Genomic DNA, 15,265 nt, shown 5'->3' with positions numbered 1-15,265 from the left:
CGAGACCGTACCTCGGCCCCTCGGGCGACAGCCCGGCGGGAAGACCCGTGGTACCCCAAATCCGGAGATCGGTGCGCAGGCTGTTGCTGGCGGTTTTCCGGACGGTTCTCGTGACTGGAATGCTCGCCGGGTCGGCCTCGGCGCAGGTCCAGCCTCCCCGCCCGGATACCGCAGCCCGCCGGGACACGGCAGGCCCCGTTCTGCGCGCCCCCGTCCCCACGCGCGCCCCCGCGGCCGCCGATACCGCCACTCGGGATCTCTTCGGTGACCTCGCCAACCTCGGGGTCGAACTCAACGCCCGCCTCGAGTCCAAGCTGCAGCGCACCCGCAACGAGCGCTGCACCACCGCCCAACTCACCATCGTGGGCAACAACTGCCGCGGCCTGTTCCAGCCCGGCTTCGATTTCCAGTTCAACCTCCGGTCGGGGGGCGTGGTGGCCGACCGGGTCTCCGTGAACGTCGACTACGACTCGCAACGCGAGTTCGACGCCTCCAACAACATCTTCCTGCGCTACCAGGGCAAGGCCACCGAGAAGCTGCAGTCGGTGGAAGTGGGCAACGTCAGCTTCGTCACCCCCACCTCACGCTTCCTCACCTCCGGCATCCCGTCCAACAACTACGGCGTGCAGGCCACGGGGCAGTGGGGCGCCATGCGCTTCTCCTCCATCGTGGCGCAGCAGCGCGGCAACGTGAGCAAGGACAACCTGTTCACGGTGGGTGAGCGTACGCAGCAGCGGGTCGATCGCATCATCGAGGACATCCAGATCGAGACGCGGCGCTTCTTCTTCACCGTCGACCCGCGGCAGCTCCCCGGCTACCCCAACGTGGACCTGCTCAACCGCCCGCAGCTGCAGCAGCTGGCGGCCGCGCTCCCCGACTCGATTCGCCCCGTCCGCCTGTACGTCTACCGGCAGCTCATTGGCGCCGCCAACCAGAACCCGCGCGGCCCGCAGTTCTCCGTGCGCGGGGCCCGCAACCCGTCGCGCCAGATCTACGAGGTCCTGCGCGAGAACGTGGATTACTACGTCGATCCGTCGCAGCTGTGGATTGCGCTCGTGCGCCCGCTCAATCTCAACAACGAACGGCTGGCGGTGGCCTACGAAGTGAGCGTGAACGGGCGCCCGGGCCGCAACGTGAACACCGGCGGCACCCCCGACATCGAGTACACCGACGCGCCGCAGGTGGCCAACCTGCTGTGGGAGCCGGAGCTGCAACCCGACAACCCGGCGTACTTCTTCCGCGAGATCAAGTCGGTCTACCGTCTGGGCGGCGAGGAGCTGGTGCGCAACTCCATTGGCATGAAGCTGGTCACCGGCACCTCCGGCGACCAGGAGAAGCCGGTCGATGCGTCGCGCGCGCAAACGTACTTGCAGCTGTTCGGCCTCGCGCAGCCCACCAACTCCGCCGAGTTCGACGTGGAGAACCGGCTCTGGCCGCGCCCCAACGATCCCAACTTCCGCGCGAATTTCTCGGGTGATACGCAGCAGAAGCTCATCCCCGACTATTTCGTCTTCTTTCCGTCGGTGCAGCCCTTCGCGCGTGCCGGCCTCGCGCAGCCGCTCGCCAACCCGGCCAACGACACGCTCTACCGGTACCCCAACGAGTACCTCTACTCCGCCCAGCGCCCGCAGGCCATCTACCGCCTCGTGGTGAACTACCAGTCGGAGGGAGGCGGCAACTCGCAGGCCATCAAGCTCTCCACCATTCAGCTGCGCCCCAACTCCGAGCGGGTCGTCATCGAGGGGCGCGAGCTGCAGCGCGAGCGTGACTACAGCATCGACTACGACCTCGGCATCATCACCTTCAATCGCCCGGACACGCTCTTCACGCGACCGCGGCAGGTGAGTGTGCGCTACGAGGAGAACCCGCTCTTTGCCGTGGCGCCTGTCACCATCCTGGGGCTCGCCTCGCAGTTTGCGCTCGACAACGGCGAGATCGCCTTCACCGCCATCTCGCAGCAGCAGCGCTCCGCACTCAACCGGCCACCACTGGGCTTCGAGCCGGTGGGCGCCCTCATGGCCGGCGTGACCGCCAACATGAAGTGGGACGCCTCGGCCCTCAGCTCGCTGCTCACCCGTCTTCCCGTTCGCACCGCCAACACCGCGTCACGCATTGCGGTGCAGGGGGAATTCGCCATGAGCCGACCCCAGCTCAACTCGGCCTTCCAGGCGTTCGTGGAAAGCTTCGAGGGCGAGGCCGAGCGCGTGCTGCCGCTGCTCGAAAGCAACTGGTACTACAGCAGTCGGCCGGCACTTGGCGCGTCGCTGGCGGGGGTGGGAAGCAGTGTCTTCTCGCTCAACCGCGCCACCACGCTGGCATACCAGAACAACGGGGTGGACAACACCGGGGCCGCGCCGCAGTTCACCATTCAGCAGATCGATCCTGCCGTGCGCGTGGTGGGGAATGGTCTCCTGGCTCCGGAGCAGCTGCTCTGGCTGACGCTCTACCCGCTGCGCACCGGCGGCATCCTCGACGTGGAACCCGGCACCGCCACCCGGCGATTCGCGTGGACCGTGGGGAACACCAGCCAGGCGGGCCCCACCCCCAGCGGCCGTCGCTGGCGCTCGCTGCGCACGGTGCTGGGGGCCAGCGGCGCCGACCTGTCGCGCATCGAGAACATCGAGTTCTTCGCGCTGGTGAAGAGCGAGGAGGGGAAGGTGCGTACCAACCCCACGCTCGTGCTGGACTTCGGCGACCTGAGCGAGAACAGCGTGACCTTCGCCCCGGAGTCGCTCACCATTTCGCCCCCCGCGCGCGCCGGGTTTCCCGTGGACAGTACGTATCGCGGAAAGCGCTTCGTGGGCTTCAACCGGCTCGACAGCGAACGCGATTCCCTGTCGCGTGCCTTCAATGCCGTCGAGAACGACCGGGGGCTCGCGGGCGATGTGGCCGATACGCTCGTGGTGGTGAACCGCACCGGCGGCGCCCCGGTGGTGACGGTGGAAACGAAGGTGCCGTTGTGTACGCAGTCGCTGCAGGCGGTCCAGCGGCTTGGCGACAGCCGTGCCAACTGCACTGTGCGCAACAACCGGCTCGACGAAGAGGATATCGACCTCGATGGGCGTCTCAACTTCGACGCCGCCGCCATCGAGCAGGAGCAGCTCAAGCGCTTCGTGGTGGACCTGGGCGATCGCCGCAACTGGACGCGTGTGGGGCGCTGCTTCGCGCAGCGCGATTCGTCGGCGGCGGGGGTCACCGCCGATTCCGTCTGCTGGGTGCAGGTGCGTCTCAACTGGCGGGCGCCGGCGGAGGAGCTCAACAGCCCCAATGAACGGCGCATGCGCGCCATGCGCCTCACCGTCATGTCGAGCCCCACCGCGGGGGACGACGCGTTCACGCGCGTGGCGCTTGCGCGGCTGCGCCTGGTGGGAGCGCCCTGGCTCAAGCGCAGCGCCGAACCGCTCTCCGGTATGGCTGGCGACTCCAGCGCCACGCTGGGGGGCTACGTGATCGCCAGCGTCGTGGGCACGCTCGACTCCACCAACGTGCTGCCGTACTCGCCGCCGCCGGGGGTGCTGGAGGTGCCGGAGAACCGGCAGACGGGCTACGAAGTCCAGCAGATTCAGGTCAACGAGCGCGCCTTGCGCCTGCAGACGGGGCTCCCCGGACGTCAGTTCCGCCCCTTCGATCGGGCCGAGGCGTTCTTCCGCTTCCCGGAGGGCACCAAGACCTTCATGGGCTATCGTACGTTGCGGCTCTGGATGCGCGGGCGTGGCAATGGCTGGGGGGTGAACGGCGAGCTCAATGGTTATGTGAAGATCGGCCGCGATGAGCACAACTTCTACATGTATCGCACGCCGCTGAACGCGGGGCCCAGCCAGAGCGATTGGCTCCCCGAGGTGCGGGTCGACCTCACGCGGTTCCAGATGTTGCGCGCGCGACTGGAGAACGCCTTCCTCACCGGCAGCGCCGACTCGGTGCAGTGCAGCGGGGCCGATCTCGAGCTGGTGCGTCGCTCCGGCACGCCGCGCGGGCTCGCACTGCGGCGGTATGCCGTGTGCGAAGACGGCTACATCGTGTACAGCGCCGATCCGGCGGTCACGCCGCCCAACCTCGCGGGTGTGCAGGAGCTCGCCGTGGGCATCGTGCGGGTGGACAGCATGCCGCGTGGCGGCAGCGCCATCATGGCGGGCGATTCGCTGGAGCTGTGGGTGAACGATGTGCGGCTTGCCGACGTGGTCAATGACGTCGGCTTTGCCGGCGAAGTGGGGATGAACATGAACGCCGGCGATCTCGCCGATTTTCGCGTCAACCTCAGTCGGCGCGACCCCAACTTCCGGCAGCTCAACGAGACCCCCACCTTCCTCACGTCGAGTGGCGTGAGTGTGGGCACGACGCTGCAGCTGGGGCGCATGCTGCCGGCGCGGCTCGGACTCGCCATGCCGCTCTCCATCGACTACACGTCCACCGGCGTCGACCAGCTCTTCATCAACAATACCGACGTGCGGGCCAGCGGCATTGCCAACGTGCGTGACCCGAGTGACCGGCGCGTGAACTACGCGCTGTCGGTGCGCCGCATTGCGCCATTGGCGAAGGGCTGGTACGCGCCCCTCGTGAACGGTCTCTCGCTGAATGGCAGCTGGTCCACGGCGGCGGCGCAGAGCGCCTTTCAATCGCTGCGTGCCAACAGCTATGCGGTGGGCGGTGGACTCACGATTGCCAACGAGACCCGCGAAAGCCGGTTGCCGCGCGCCGTCGATGCGCTGGTGGGACTGCTGCCACGCCGGTGGCGTGAATCGGCTGGGGTGAAGGCGTTCCGCGAGCAGCGCATTCGCTGGTCACCCACCGCCTTCCGCGTGAGCAGTACGCTCGCCCGCAATGACAACGCGGTCACCTCCTTCACCAAGGCCGCCACGTCGCTCACCGACACGGGGCAGGTGACCAACGCGCTCACGCACATCTGGCAGAACAACGCGTCGCTCGAGTTCCGTCCCACCACGGCACTGGGCGCCAGCATCAGTGCACGCCAGCTGCTCGACCTGCGCGACTATCGCACCCTGCGCGGTGTCCCCGACAGTGTGGACCGCGGGCAGACCGCGTGGGCCGAGCGGTCGTCGCTGCTGGGGGCCAACCTGGGGCTCGAGCGCGACCGGTCGCTCACCTCCACCTTCAATTTTGCGCCGGCCAGTGCGTCGTGGCTGCGCCCACGCGTCGACTTCACCAGCACCTTCTCGCTGGTCAAGGATCCGAACGGGCGCACCCTGCTGCGCGAGCGTGACAGTACCGGCGCCTTCGTGCTTCCCAAGCGGCTGGGGGCGGCACAGTCGTTCAACCTGGGGACCACGCTGGATGTGGCGCGCTTCGTGTCGGGGCGCACCACCGAACGCAGCACCCTGCGCCGGCTGGGGAGCGTCTTCGCCCCCTTCGATGTGCAGTGGCAGCAGAGCCTCACCTCCAACTACGACAACACGGCCTTCGTACCGGGCTTCGGCTACCAGTTCGGGTTGGGTGGGGTGGATGCCTTCCGTGGGCTGTCGTCGCAGCTGGCCACCACCGCCGGCCGGTTGCGGCGCGCCACCCTGTCGGGGGCGCTCAATCTCCCCTTCTCGCTCTCGCTGCAGTCGCGGCTGGAGCAGGGGAACACGGAAACCTGGACGCGCCGCACGCTCGACGGCTTTCAGGCGGTCATCACCAGCGACCAGCTGGTGCGCCCCGACATCACGCTGCGCTGGAGCTGGCGCCCCGTGCGCCTGCGGCGCTTCGTGTCCATGGTGAATGTGAACGGCCGCTACCTCATCTCGGAGCAGGAAACCACCATCCCCAACGAAACCGGGGGGCTGGCCGACCGCAGCCGCACCGTGGCGCGCAGCCAGCCGCTCTCCACCAGCATCACCTGGGCCGCGCTGGGCAACCTCGCCACCAGCGCCTCCATTGACCGGCAGCGCCGCGAAGACCTGCGCCCCGGCGCGGTCATCAACGGCGACACGCGCCGCCTGTCCTTCGACATCACGAGGTCGTTCCCGCTCCCCCGCAGCTGGAACACGCGCACCGGGCAAATGCGCACCTCGCTGTCGTACCAGAGCGAGGAGACGTCGAGCATTGTCACCGGGACCTCGGTGGCCGGCACGCCGTTGCTCAATGCGCTCGTCCCGGCCCAGACGGCCGTGCTCACCAACAACGGGCGACGCGCCTTCAATCTCAACGCGAACACCGATCTGTCCGACCTGGTCAGCTTCACCCTCACCGGCAGCCAGATCCTCAACTTCGATCGCAACTTCAACCGCCGCACCAACAATCTCATCTTCTCGGCGGTCATGCAGCTGCGCTTCTTCGCGGGGGAGTTGCGCTAGCGCTCGGGAGCGCCCCCCCCGGTTTGCGCTCCCCGCCCCCCCCCTGCCTCCTGCCCCCTAATCCCCGCCTCCTGCCTCCTGCTCCCTGCTCCCCGCCTCCCGCTCCCTGCCTCCTGCCTCCTGCCTCCTGCCTCCTGCGCAGACCCCGACCCCGACCCCGACCCCGACCCGCGTAATCCCGATCCTCCCCGCACGATTCCGGTAACGCTCCCCGCCGCCGGTACCGTTACCCTGCGTTCATGCCCACCGCGCAGGAACGCCACGCCCTCGCCTTTCTCACCGGACTCGCCCTGCTCGCCGTGGGCGTCCGCGCGCTGGGCGTTCAGCGCTTTGACGCGCACGTTGCCGCCGCCAACGCCGGCCAGGCCCCGCCCGCATCGCTCGCCGAACGTGCCCTCGCCGCCCAGGCCGCGGCAGTGGACTCCGCGGCCCGCGCCCCTCGTCGGGGGCGGGGCGCATCCCGCCGTGACACGACACGGCGATCAAGCCGCGGTGCCCGTGCGCCGAAACTACCAACGGCGTCAGCGCCGCCACCGCCGCCCGCACCGGTCAACGTGAACACGGCCACCGCCGAAGAGCTCGAACGGCTCCCACGGGTGGGGCCGGCCCTCGCTCGCCGCATTGTGGAATGGCGGGAACGGCACGGCCCCTTCTCCGCCGCCGATGACCTCCGTCACGTACGTGGCATCGGTCCATCCACCGTTCGCCAGCTCGACACGCTGGTGACGTTTTCCGGGCGGCACAGTCCACTAGATGGTGAGGGTCCCCCCTCGCCGGCATACCACTCCAGCTCCGCGTTCTGACGGAAATCAGGTCTATGGCCGCACCCGCTGCACCGCTCTCCGGTCGCGCCGCCGAACGACTCGGCGAAATGCTCATCCGCGAGGGTTTGCTTACGAAAGAGACACTCGCCAAGGCGCTCCAGGAGCAGGCCAGCAGTCCCGGTCTGCGACTGGGGCTCATCGTCGTCAAAATGGGACTCGTGCCGGAAACCGAGGTGGTGCGCATGCTCGCCCGCCAGTTCCGCATGCCCGCCATAGACCTTTCGCGCTTCGAGGTGGATACCCGCCTGCTCAAGCTCATTCCGGCGGAGCTGGCCACCAAGCACACCGTACTCCCCCTCAAGCGCGACGGCCGGCAGCTCACCGTGGCTATCGCCGACCCCACGGCCATGTCCGTGGTGGAGGACCTCAAGTTCATCACGCGCTACGACATCGTCCCCGTGCTGGCGGGCGAGTACTCCATGCGCGCGGCCATCGAAAAGCACTACGAGGCCAACGAAATTCACATGCAGTCGCTGCTGCAGGACATTGCAGCCGCAGACGACGACGTGGAGGTCCTGGAAAGTCAGGAGGAGAACGCCGACACCGGGGCGCTCGCCGCGCAGGTGGACGAGGCGCCGGTGGTAAAGCTCATCAACGCCATCCTCGTGGATGCCGTGAGCAAGGGCGCCTCCGACATCCACTTCGAGTGCTTCGAGCACGACCTGCGCGTGCGCTATCGCGTGGACGGCGCGCTGCAGGAAGTCATGAAGCCGCCCATGAAGATGCGCGCGGCGCTCATCTCGCGCTTCAAGATCATGGCCTCGCTCAACATCGCCGAGCGTCGCGTGCCCCAGGACGGGCGCATCAAGCTCAAGGTGGGCAAGAAGGTCGTCGACTTCCGCGTGAGCACACTGCCCACGCTCTTCGGCGAAAAGGTCGTGCTGCGAATTCTCGACAAGGGCAACCTTACCCTCGAACTCGAGAAGTTCGGCATTGAACCGCGGGCCGAACGTGACCTCATGGAGGCCATCTCCAACCCGTACGGCATGGTGCTCGTCACGGGGCCCACGGGCTCCGGCAAGACCACCACCCTGTATTCGGCACTCTCCAAGATCAACACCGGCGACACGAACATCATGACCGCCGAGGATCCCGTGGAGTACAACCTCCACGGGATCAACCAGGTGCTCGTGCGCACCGAAATTGGCATGACCTTCGCGGCGGCGCTCAAGGCATTCCTGCGGCAGGACCCCAACGTCATCATGCTCGGGGAGATCCGCGACCTCGAGACCGGTGGCATTGCCATCAAGGCCGCGCTCACGGGCCACATGGTGCTGAGCACCCTGCACACCAACTCGGCACCGGAAACGATCGTACGTCTGCTGGATATGGGGCTCGAGCCGTTCAACGTGGCGTCGGCACTCAATCTCATCCTGGCGCAGCGTCTGGTACGGCGCATTTGCTCCAAGTGCAAGACCAAGTACACGCCTGACGTGGCCGAGCTTGCGGGGGCCAAGGTGAAGCCTGACACGACGCTGGGGTCACTGCGCTTCACCGAGGAAGCGCTGCTCAACGCCAAGCTCAGGGCCGCCCCCGACGCGCTCCCCTTCCTCACGAACCTCTCGCTGGAAACGCGGATCGAGGAGTTGCCCTTCTTCAAGGGGCTTGGCTGCGACGCCTGCGGCGGCACTGGCCTGAAGGGTCGCCAGGGTGTCTATGAGGTCATGTTCATGACCCCCACCCTCAAGAAGCTCATCATGCAGAACGCGGATGTGCAGATCATCCGCGACTCGGCCATCGACGAGGGCATGCTCACCCTCCGCATGGACGGCTGGCTCAAGGTGCTCAAGGGCGTGACCACCCTGGAGCAGGTCATCCGTGAAACATCATCGTAGGAAATTGTAACGGTGGCGTGCCGATACGCCGGCCGATTCGTCCATTTCCCGGAATGTGATTGCGTTCCGTGCCACCTCCCGTGATCCCATGACCGCGTCCGACCAGTCTCCAGTTTCCCTGCGCACGCTGCTCGACGAAATGATCGAGCGGGACGCCTCCGACCTCCACATCACGGCCGGTGGTCGTGCCAAGCTGCGCGTGGATGGCGACATCACGAACTCCGCGCAGGACCATCTCCTCACGCCGCGCGACACCCTGCAGCTGGCGTACTCGGTGCTCACCGAGAATCAGAAGAAGCGGTTCGAAATGGAAGACGAGCTGGACTTCTCGTTCGGCATTACGAACCTCTCGCGTTTCCGCGGCAACGTGTTCAGACAGCGCGGGTGCGTGGCCATGGTCATTCGCCGCATCCCGTTCCAGATCAAGACATTCGACGAGTTGCAGCTGCCGACGGTGATTGCGAGCTTCGCCGAGAAACCGCGCGGGCTGGTGCTGGTCACCGGGCCCACGGGCTCGGGCAAGAGCACCACGCTGGCCGCCATGATCGACAAGATCAACGCGGAGCGGCGCGGGCACATCATTACCGTGGAAGACCCCATCGAGTTCATCCACCGCCACCAGACCTGCATCATCAACCAGCGCGAGGTCGGGGCCGACACCAAAAGCTTCGCCTCGGCGCTCAAGTACGCCTTGCGCGAAGACCCCGACGTCATCCTCATTGGCGAAATGCGCGACCTGGAGACCATTCAGGCGGCGCTCACCATTGCCGAAACCGGTCACCTCGTGTTCGCCACCCTGCATACCAACAGCGCGGCCGAGGCCATCAACCGCATCATCGACGTCTTCCCCAGCCATCAGCAGACGCAGGTCCGGGCGCAGTTGGCGTTCGTACTGGAGGGGATCATCACACAGGTGCTGCTCCCCAAGCTCGCGGGGCGCGGTCGGGCCATGGCGGCCGAGGTGCTGGTGGTCACGCCTGCCATTCGCGCGCTCGTGCGCGACGACAAGGTGCACCAGATCTATTCGCTCATGCAGTCGGGCAAGAAGTTCGGCATGCAGACCATGAACGACGCGCTGTATCAGCTGTACCTGAACCGTGTGGTGAGCGCGGACGAGTGCGTGCGGTCGTCGGGCAACCCCAACGAGTTCCTGCGCATGATCGGCAAGGGGCCCACGGATGACTCGCTCAGCGCCGCCACCCCGTCTGATGTCGCCAAGTCCGGCGGCCGCCTCGCTGCCGGCAGGCGCTAGCGCCGTCCCTCGGTCTCGCTCCCGGTTTCCCGGTTCCCGCCTCTTCCGCACCTTGCTCCGATGCCCACGTTCAGCTATACCGCGCGCACCCAGAACGGCGACCTCAAGTCGGCGACCATCGATGCGCCCAGTCGTGACGATGCCGTAGCGCAGTTGCGGCGCCAGCGGCTCACCATCATCAAGGTGGACGAGTCGAAGGCCACACCGCAGAAGACCAGCGGGTCGGTCAAGATGCGTGACATCGTGATCTTCACGCGACAGTTCTCCACCATGATCAACGCCGGTCTGCCGCTGGTGCAGGCGCTCGACATTCTGGCGCGGCAGTCGGAGAACAAGGTCTTGGCGGCGGTGGTGCGGCAGGTGGTGTTCGACGTGGAGTCGGGCAATACGGTGGCCGACGCCATGCGCAAGCATCCCAAGGCGTTTTCGGACTTGTACACCAACATGGTGGCGGCTGGTGAGGCGGGCGGTATTCTCGATACCATTCTCAATCGTCTCGCCATCTTCATGGAAAAGAACGACGCCCTCGTACGCAAGGTGAAGGGTGCCATGATTTACCCTACGGTGATCATGTGCGTGGCGGCGTTGTGCGTGGTGGTGCTGCTGTGGAAGGTCATCCCCGTGTTTGCTAGCATGTTCGGCAGTGTGGGGATGGAGCTGCCGCTGCCCACCAAGGTCGTGATCGCGTTGAGCGGCTTCCTCAACAGCTACTGGTGGGCGCTCATTGGCGGCATAGGGGGCGGCGGTTTCCTCCTCAAGCAGTACTACGGCACCTCGCAGGGGCAGCTGGTCATCGACAAGCTCATGCTCAAGGTGCCGGTGCTGGGCGACGTGCTGCGCAAGTCCAGCGTGTCGCGCTTCACGCGTACGCTGGGCACGCTCATCAGCTCCGGCGTGAGCATTCTGGACGGTCTCGAGATCACGGCGCGCACCTCGGGCAACCGGGTCGTGCAGGACGCCATCATGGGCAGCCGGGCCAGCATTGCCGGTGGTGACACCATTGCCGGTCCGTTGCAGAAGAGCGAGGTGTTTCCGCCCATGGTGATCAGCATGATTGCCGTTGGCGAGCAGACCGGTGGTCTCGACGAAATGCTCAGCAAGATCGCCGACTTCTACGACGACGAAGTGGACGCCGCGGTGAGCGCGCTGCTCAGCCTGCTCGAGCCCATCATGATCGTGTTCCTGGGCGTGGTCGTGGGCGGCATGATCGTGGCCATGTACCTGCCGATCTTCGACATGGTGAACGCGGTGAAGTAGGGCGGGTGTGTTGTGGCGGCGCAGGTGGTTTGGAGCACTGCCGCGCCACATAAATGGAGGAAAAGGCGCACGATAATTGGAGCGGGGCCGGTCGAGAGACCGGCCCTGCTTGAGCTTTACACGACCAGAGTATTCTGAGAGCCTTCGCTCCACGCTGTGCACTCAGGGCCCTGACGGCGGTATCGGTCGCCGACTCACATGCCTGAGCTCCGTTAGGGCAACCCCGTACCGCTCGCGTAAGCGCGCGTGCAGATCCGGCCGAATGATCAGGTCTGCCCCCTCGCACGTCGCGGGCTCAGCATCGTCCTCCTCCGGATTACGGATCCACCATTGGCGCATCACCACAGCTGGCGCGCCCTCTGAATCGTGCCAGCTCAGCGGTTCGCCGAACTGCGGGGGAGTCAGGGTCAGAAGGCTGAATAGCGAGACCGGTGGAACGATCACGAGCGGACCTCCAAGCCAGTCTGATTCGCGCGTGAGCCCCACCACAGGACCAAACGGAAATTCCGCGCGGTCAGTCGGATTGATTCGTTCGGGCCGCCACCAGTCACCTGCACTGGCAACCCTGAACGGAAACGCATCCGGAGGCGCGGACCTCCCGAGCGGAACGGCGACGGCGCCGCACATCACGGTGACCCTCTCGACCGGCTCTCCGCGGTAGCTCTGAGCGTCGAGTACATACTGGTGTTCCCAGAAGGCTAAGCGCGTCCAGCCAGCGTACCGGGGATCTTCGTCCCCCGCCAGCGGGAGCTGACCCGTCCCTTGAACTACAGACACGGCAGCGACCCACTCAGGTCGAACTGTTCGGCTGGCCGCAAATGCTAAGTGCAAACGAGTGTCAGGCAGAATTCCGTCGGCTAGTTCGTCCTCAAGCCCATTTGCCCATTGACCAGTCGCCCACAGATGCGACCTGAGCCCAGACAGCACTTCGTGCACGGCAACTTGGCGGAGTTCGGTCTCCCAATAGAGCGTAGGTGTCGGGGGAAACGACTTTCCGTCTCTCCCCAACGAAATTCGGAAGCGTGATCTCGCTCGCTCGCGATGACCTTCGGAGTCTGACAACTGAGCGAAACGAAGCGCCACCTTTTCACCGACGTCGGGCCAAAGAGTCGAGACCTGGTCCAGCTCCCTCATGCCGACATCTGAACGCCGTGAACCATCATCATCCTGAACATCCGCTGCGAGCTGCATCCCCTGGGAACTGCTGACTGGGGCACTCGTTTCTTCAACGTGTATTGCCTCTACGAATGGCACCGCTGCTCGCTCAAGTAACTGCGCCGCTATTCGCCGCGCGCCCCATACAGGGCAGTTCGCATACCCCTGCAACTCCTCCGACAAAGCGACCGTAATGCGAAACGATGGCGGTTCGGCCTGGCGTAGAGCGTCGAGAACAAGCAACACGGACGTGACAGAAGTGTTCCGCGCGAGCCACCATCGCAAAGGCTCGATCACGACTTCAGGACGTCGCTGAATCGCCCGGACAATACCAGCTAGCGCGCCCACCTTACATGCGAGGCGTGGGTTTCCGACGCGGGCGAGCAGCAGCAGAACAAGGGCCTCATCAACCGACCAATCCACGAGGGGCCAATCGTCCTCACCGTGAATGCGGAGATTTGCGAACCACCCGCGAACTGGTGCAAGCGGAAGCCTATGCTGCACTACGGAGAAGGCCTCTCGCCATGCCTCCTCGGCCTGGGCCGAGTCTCCCCACGCCGCAAGCCGTTCAACCATGTGTCTCGACATGCCCCCTACGTACGAAGGACGGCGAAGGCTGTATGCGACCTCGTCGGCAATTGTTCGACGCGCAACTGCAGCGTCCAGCTCGATTGCTCGGTCCATGAGAAAACCCTCGGTCTGATCTCCCATTCGGAGCCAGCCATCGCCGCCGCGAGCTTTGGAGTACGAGAGCGCGTACGCCATCGCGGCGACGCTGTCGTATCCCGCTGCTTCGAGCGCACCCGCGATGACCACGAGGGGCTGCACGTCCTCGCTATCTGAGACGTAGACATCTCTTGCCAAGAAACGCAGCAATCGACCCACGTCCTCCTCTCGCCCTGAATCGATGAGTTGGCCAAAATGGTAGCCGAGAGCCGACGCAACGTCTTTCCACCGCGTGGCGTTGTCTATTCGACCATCAGAGCCCGCCCGCCGAAGTCCAGTGAGCAAGTCGACAAGCGTGGCGTCGGAAGGAAATGGAGGGATCCGCATCAATGGCAACAGCGACTGATCGGACCGCCCCGAACGACCGGAATCGCTCGCACTCCTGCTCTGAGCGCCCACGTCGGCGCGAGAGATCTCAGGAATTGAAAGCCCATTCTCAGCAGCGACCTGCGCGACTCGCACGGCGGCCTTGTCATTGTACCGACGGCCATCGCCTGTGACCTCTGCGGCAACGCGGCGCATCAAGATCGTCGCGAACGTATGCTCGCTAGAAGCCAGACGAAGTATCGGTGCCACTCGCGCGTCCGCGTCTCTGGTAGCGCTGTCTTCGTACTCCACCTCAAGTCTCATGGTCGCTAGGACAGAGTCAATAATGGAGGGGTCGCCACCATCCGCAGCAAGGTCCGCTACATCGCCGAGCGCTTGAAGATTCGGCCAACTATCAGAGTCGTCCTCCTCCGTGAAGGTTCGAGCGAGCAGGCCGATAGCGAGAGCCGGATGCACCTTGAGTAAGCACCGGAGCCAAGAGTTGGGTGCTTGCTTTGTCGTTCTTCCGTCCGTGTGCGAGACGACAGCATGAGCGAGCGGCTGCACATCCGTGAGAGCACGCACCGCATCCTCCCGCGACGAGGCCACAAGCGCCGGAGTGCTTTCGATGATGTCGAAAACAGTAGCGTCCTTGTGCCACCCGTAAGCGCCTGCGAAGACTGCTCCGCGCGACCAGGCCTCCCGTGCTCTCTCGACGTCTCCGGTGGCGAGACGAAAGCGAGTCAATCGCATCGCGCACTCCGCATGCGTTGGATAGTACGACCCTGAACGCTCCATTCGAGCCAGTTGATGCTCCGCAGCGCGACACACCGCCGGGCCACCCAAAGGGTCTGCAGCGAACGGAAGCAACACTTCAAGCAGGCCAGTAATCGGGAGAGGCCCCCCATCCTCCCTGTCCATCCTTGACGCAGTTGCTTCGCTGGCACTGGTGAGGGAATCCAGTGCGAACTGCCAGTCATCCTCCGTCCTGAGCAACGAAAGTCCCCAAGACAGAGACTCTTGAATCACGCGCCGGATCGCCCACAAGTCGCAAGCGCGAGGCTTGCCGCTAAACGGTCGAACATCTTTGAGGAGCTGTGCAAAGGCGCCTTGAATGGCCCCTTCATCCCCGGCGCGCCTACTCGCATCAACCTGCGCGAGGTCCAGCACGAATCGGAGCCAACAGCGATACCAACCCTCGCCGGCGACCCGAAGGCGCTCTGAATCGAGGAGTCCCAGGCCGCTTTCAACGTCCGTCGCAATCAAGCGCACGGACGAGACCCATTCTCTCAAATGTGAGGCCTCGTGGATATATGCGTTTGAACCGACCCCGATCTCAATGACGGAAGGGTCTGCACCTTGCAGAATCGGTGGCAGCGGCGCGCCATGGTTGAGGCATTCCACGACCAACTCTGGCGTATCCGCGTGCTCGAGAGCTTTTGTCGCCGCTTCGCGCGCGGCGTCGCGATCACCGTTGCGTGAACCGCACCGGCTTTCGTGGAGACTCGGTTAGTTGAGTGCCAAGCGCTCCGCAGGAGCCGCTTGGGTGCGGTAATACTGATCCTCGAACTCCGCAGGGGAAACATATCCCAAGGGCTCGAGAATGCGGCGGGTGTTGAA

Annotated in this window: 6 protein-coding genes; 5 read left to right on the top strand and 1 reads right to left on the bottom strand. The window is 65.3% G+C overall.

Annotated features, from left to right (window positions below):
• Nucleotides 1-119 precede the first annotated feature (119 nt).
• From sprA to O9271_RS16760, 5 genes are all read left to right on the top strand, one after another.
• On the top strand, nucleotides 120-6,290 hold the full coding sequence (sprA, locus tag O9271_RS16780) for a cell surface protein SprA (RefSeq protein WP_298272311.1): 6,171 nt from the start codon (nucleotides 120-122) through the stop codon (nucleotides 6,288-6,290).
• Between the two features lie 239 nt (nucleotides 6,291-6,529).
• The gene (locus O9271_RS16775; protein ID WP_298272256.1) at nucleotides 6,530-7,093 is read left to right on the top strand and encodes a ComEA family DNA-binding protein; all 564 of its coding nucleotides are present in this window, start codon (nucleotides 6,530-6,532) and stop codon (nucleotides 7,091-7,093) included.
• A gap of 14 nt (nucleotides 7,094-7,107) precedes the next feature.
• The gene (locus tag O9271_RS16770; RefSeq protein ID WP_298272253.1) at nucleotides 7,108-8,949 is read left to right on the top strand and encodes an ATPase, T2SS/T4P/T4SS family; all 1,842 of its coding nucleotides are present in this window, start codon (nucleotides 7,108-7,110) and stop codon (nucleotides 8,947-8,949) included.
• Between the two features lie 88 nt (nucleotides 8,950-9,037).
• A complete protein-coding gene (locus O9271_RS16765; RefSeq protein ID WP_343213933.1) occupies nucleotides 9,038-10,201 on the top strand; it encodes a type IV pilus twitching motility protein PilT in 1,164 nt (387 codons plus the stop codon).
• A gap of 60 nt (nucleotides 10,202-10,261) precedes the next feature.
• Nucleotides 10,262-11,458, top strand: a complete 1,197-nt coding sequence (locus tag O9271_RS16760) for a type II secretion system F family protein (protein ID WP_298272249.1) — start codon at nucleotides 10,262-10,264, stop codon at nucleotides 11,456-11,458.
• Nucleotides 11,459-11,620: 162 nt separating this feature from the next.
• On the opposite strand, the gene O9271_RS16755 is transcribed toward O9271_RS16760, so the two are convergent.
• Nucleotides 11,621-14,230, bottom strand: a complete 2,610-nt coding sequence (locus O9271_RS16755; RefSeq protein WP_298272247.1) for a hypothetical protein — start codon at nucleotides 14,228-14,230, stop codon at nucleotides 11,621-11,623.
• Nucleotides 14,231-15,265: the final 1,035 nt, after the last annotated feature.

The sequence above is a fragment of the Gemmatimonas sp. genome, from assembly GCF_027531815.1.
Lineage (GTDB): Bacteria > Gemmatimonadota > Gemmatimonadetes > Gemmatimonadales > Gemmatimonadaceae > Gemmatimonas.
Note: the sequence above shows the minus strand (reverse complement) of the source record. Positions and strands in the feature narration are given on the sequence as shown.

Coding starts and splice junctions, on each gene's coding strand:
- sprA (WP_298272311.1), top strand. CDS start 120: ATGCTCGCCGGGTCGGCCTCGGCGCAGGTCCAGCCTCCCCGCCCGGAT.
- O9271_RS16775 (WP_298272256.1), top strand. CDS start 6,530: ATGCCCACCGCGCAGGAACGCCACGCCCTCGCCTTTCTCACCGGACTC.
- O9271_RS16770 (WP_298272253.1), top strand. CDS start 7,108: ATGGCCGCACCCGCTGCACCGCTCTCCGGTCGCGCCGCCGAACGACTC.
- O9271_RS16765 (WP_343213933.1), top strand. CDS start 9,038: ATGACCGCGTCCGACCAGTCTCCAGTTTCCCTGCGCACGCTGCTCGAC.
- O9271_RS16760 (WP_298272249.1), top strand. CDS start 10,262: ATGCCCACGTTCAGCTATACCGCGCGCACCCAGAACGGCGACCTCAAG.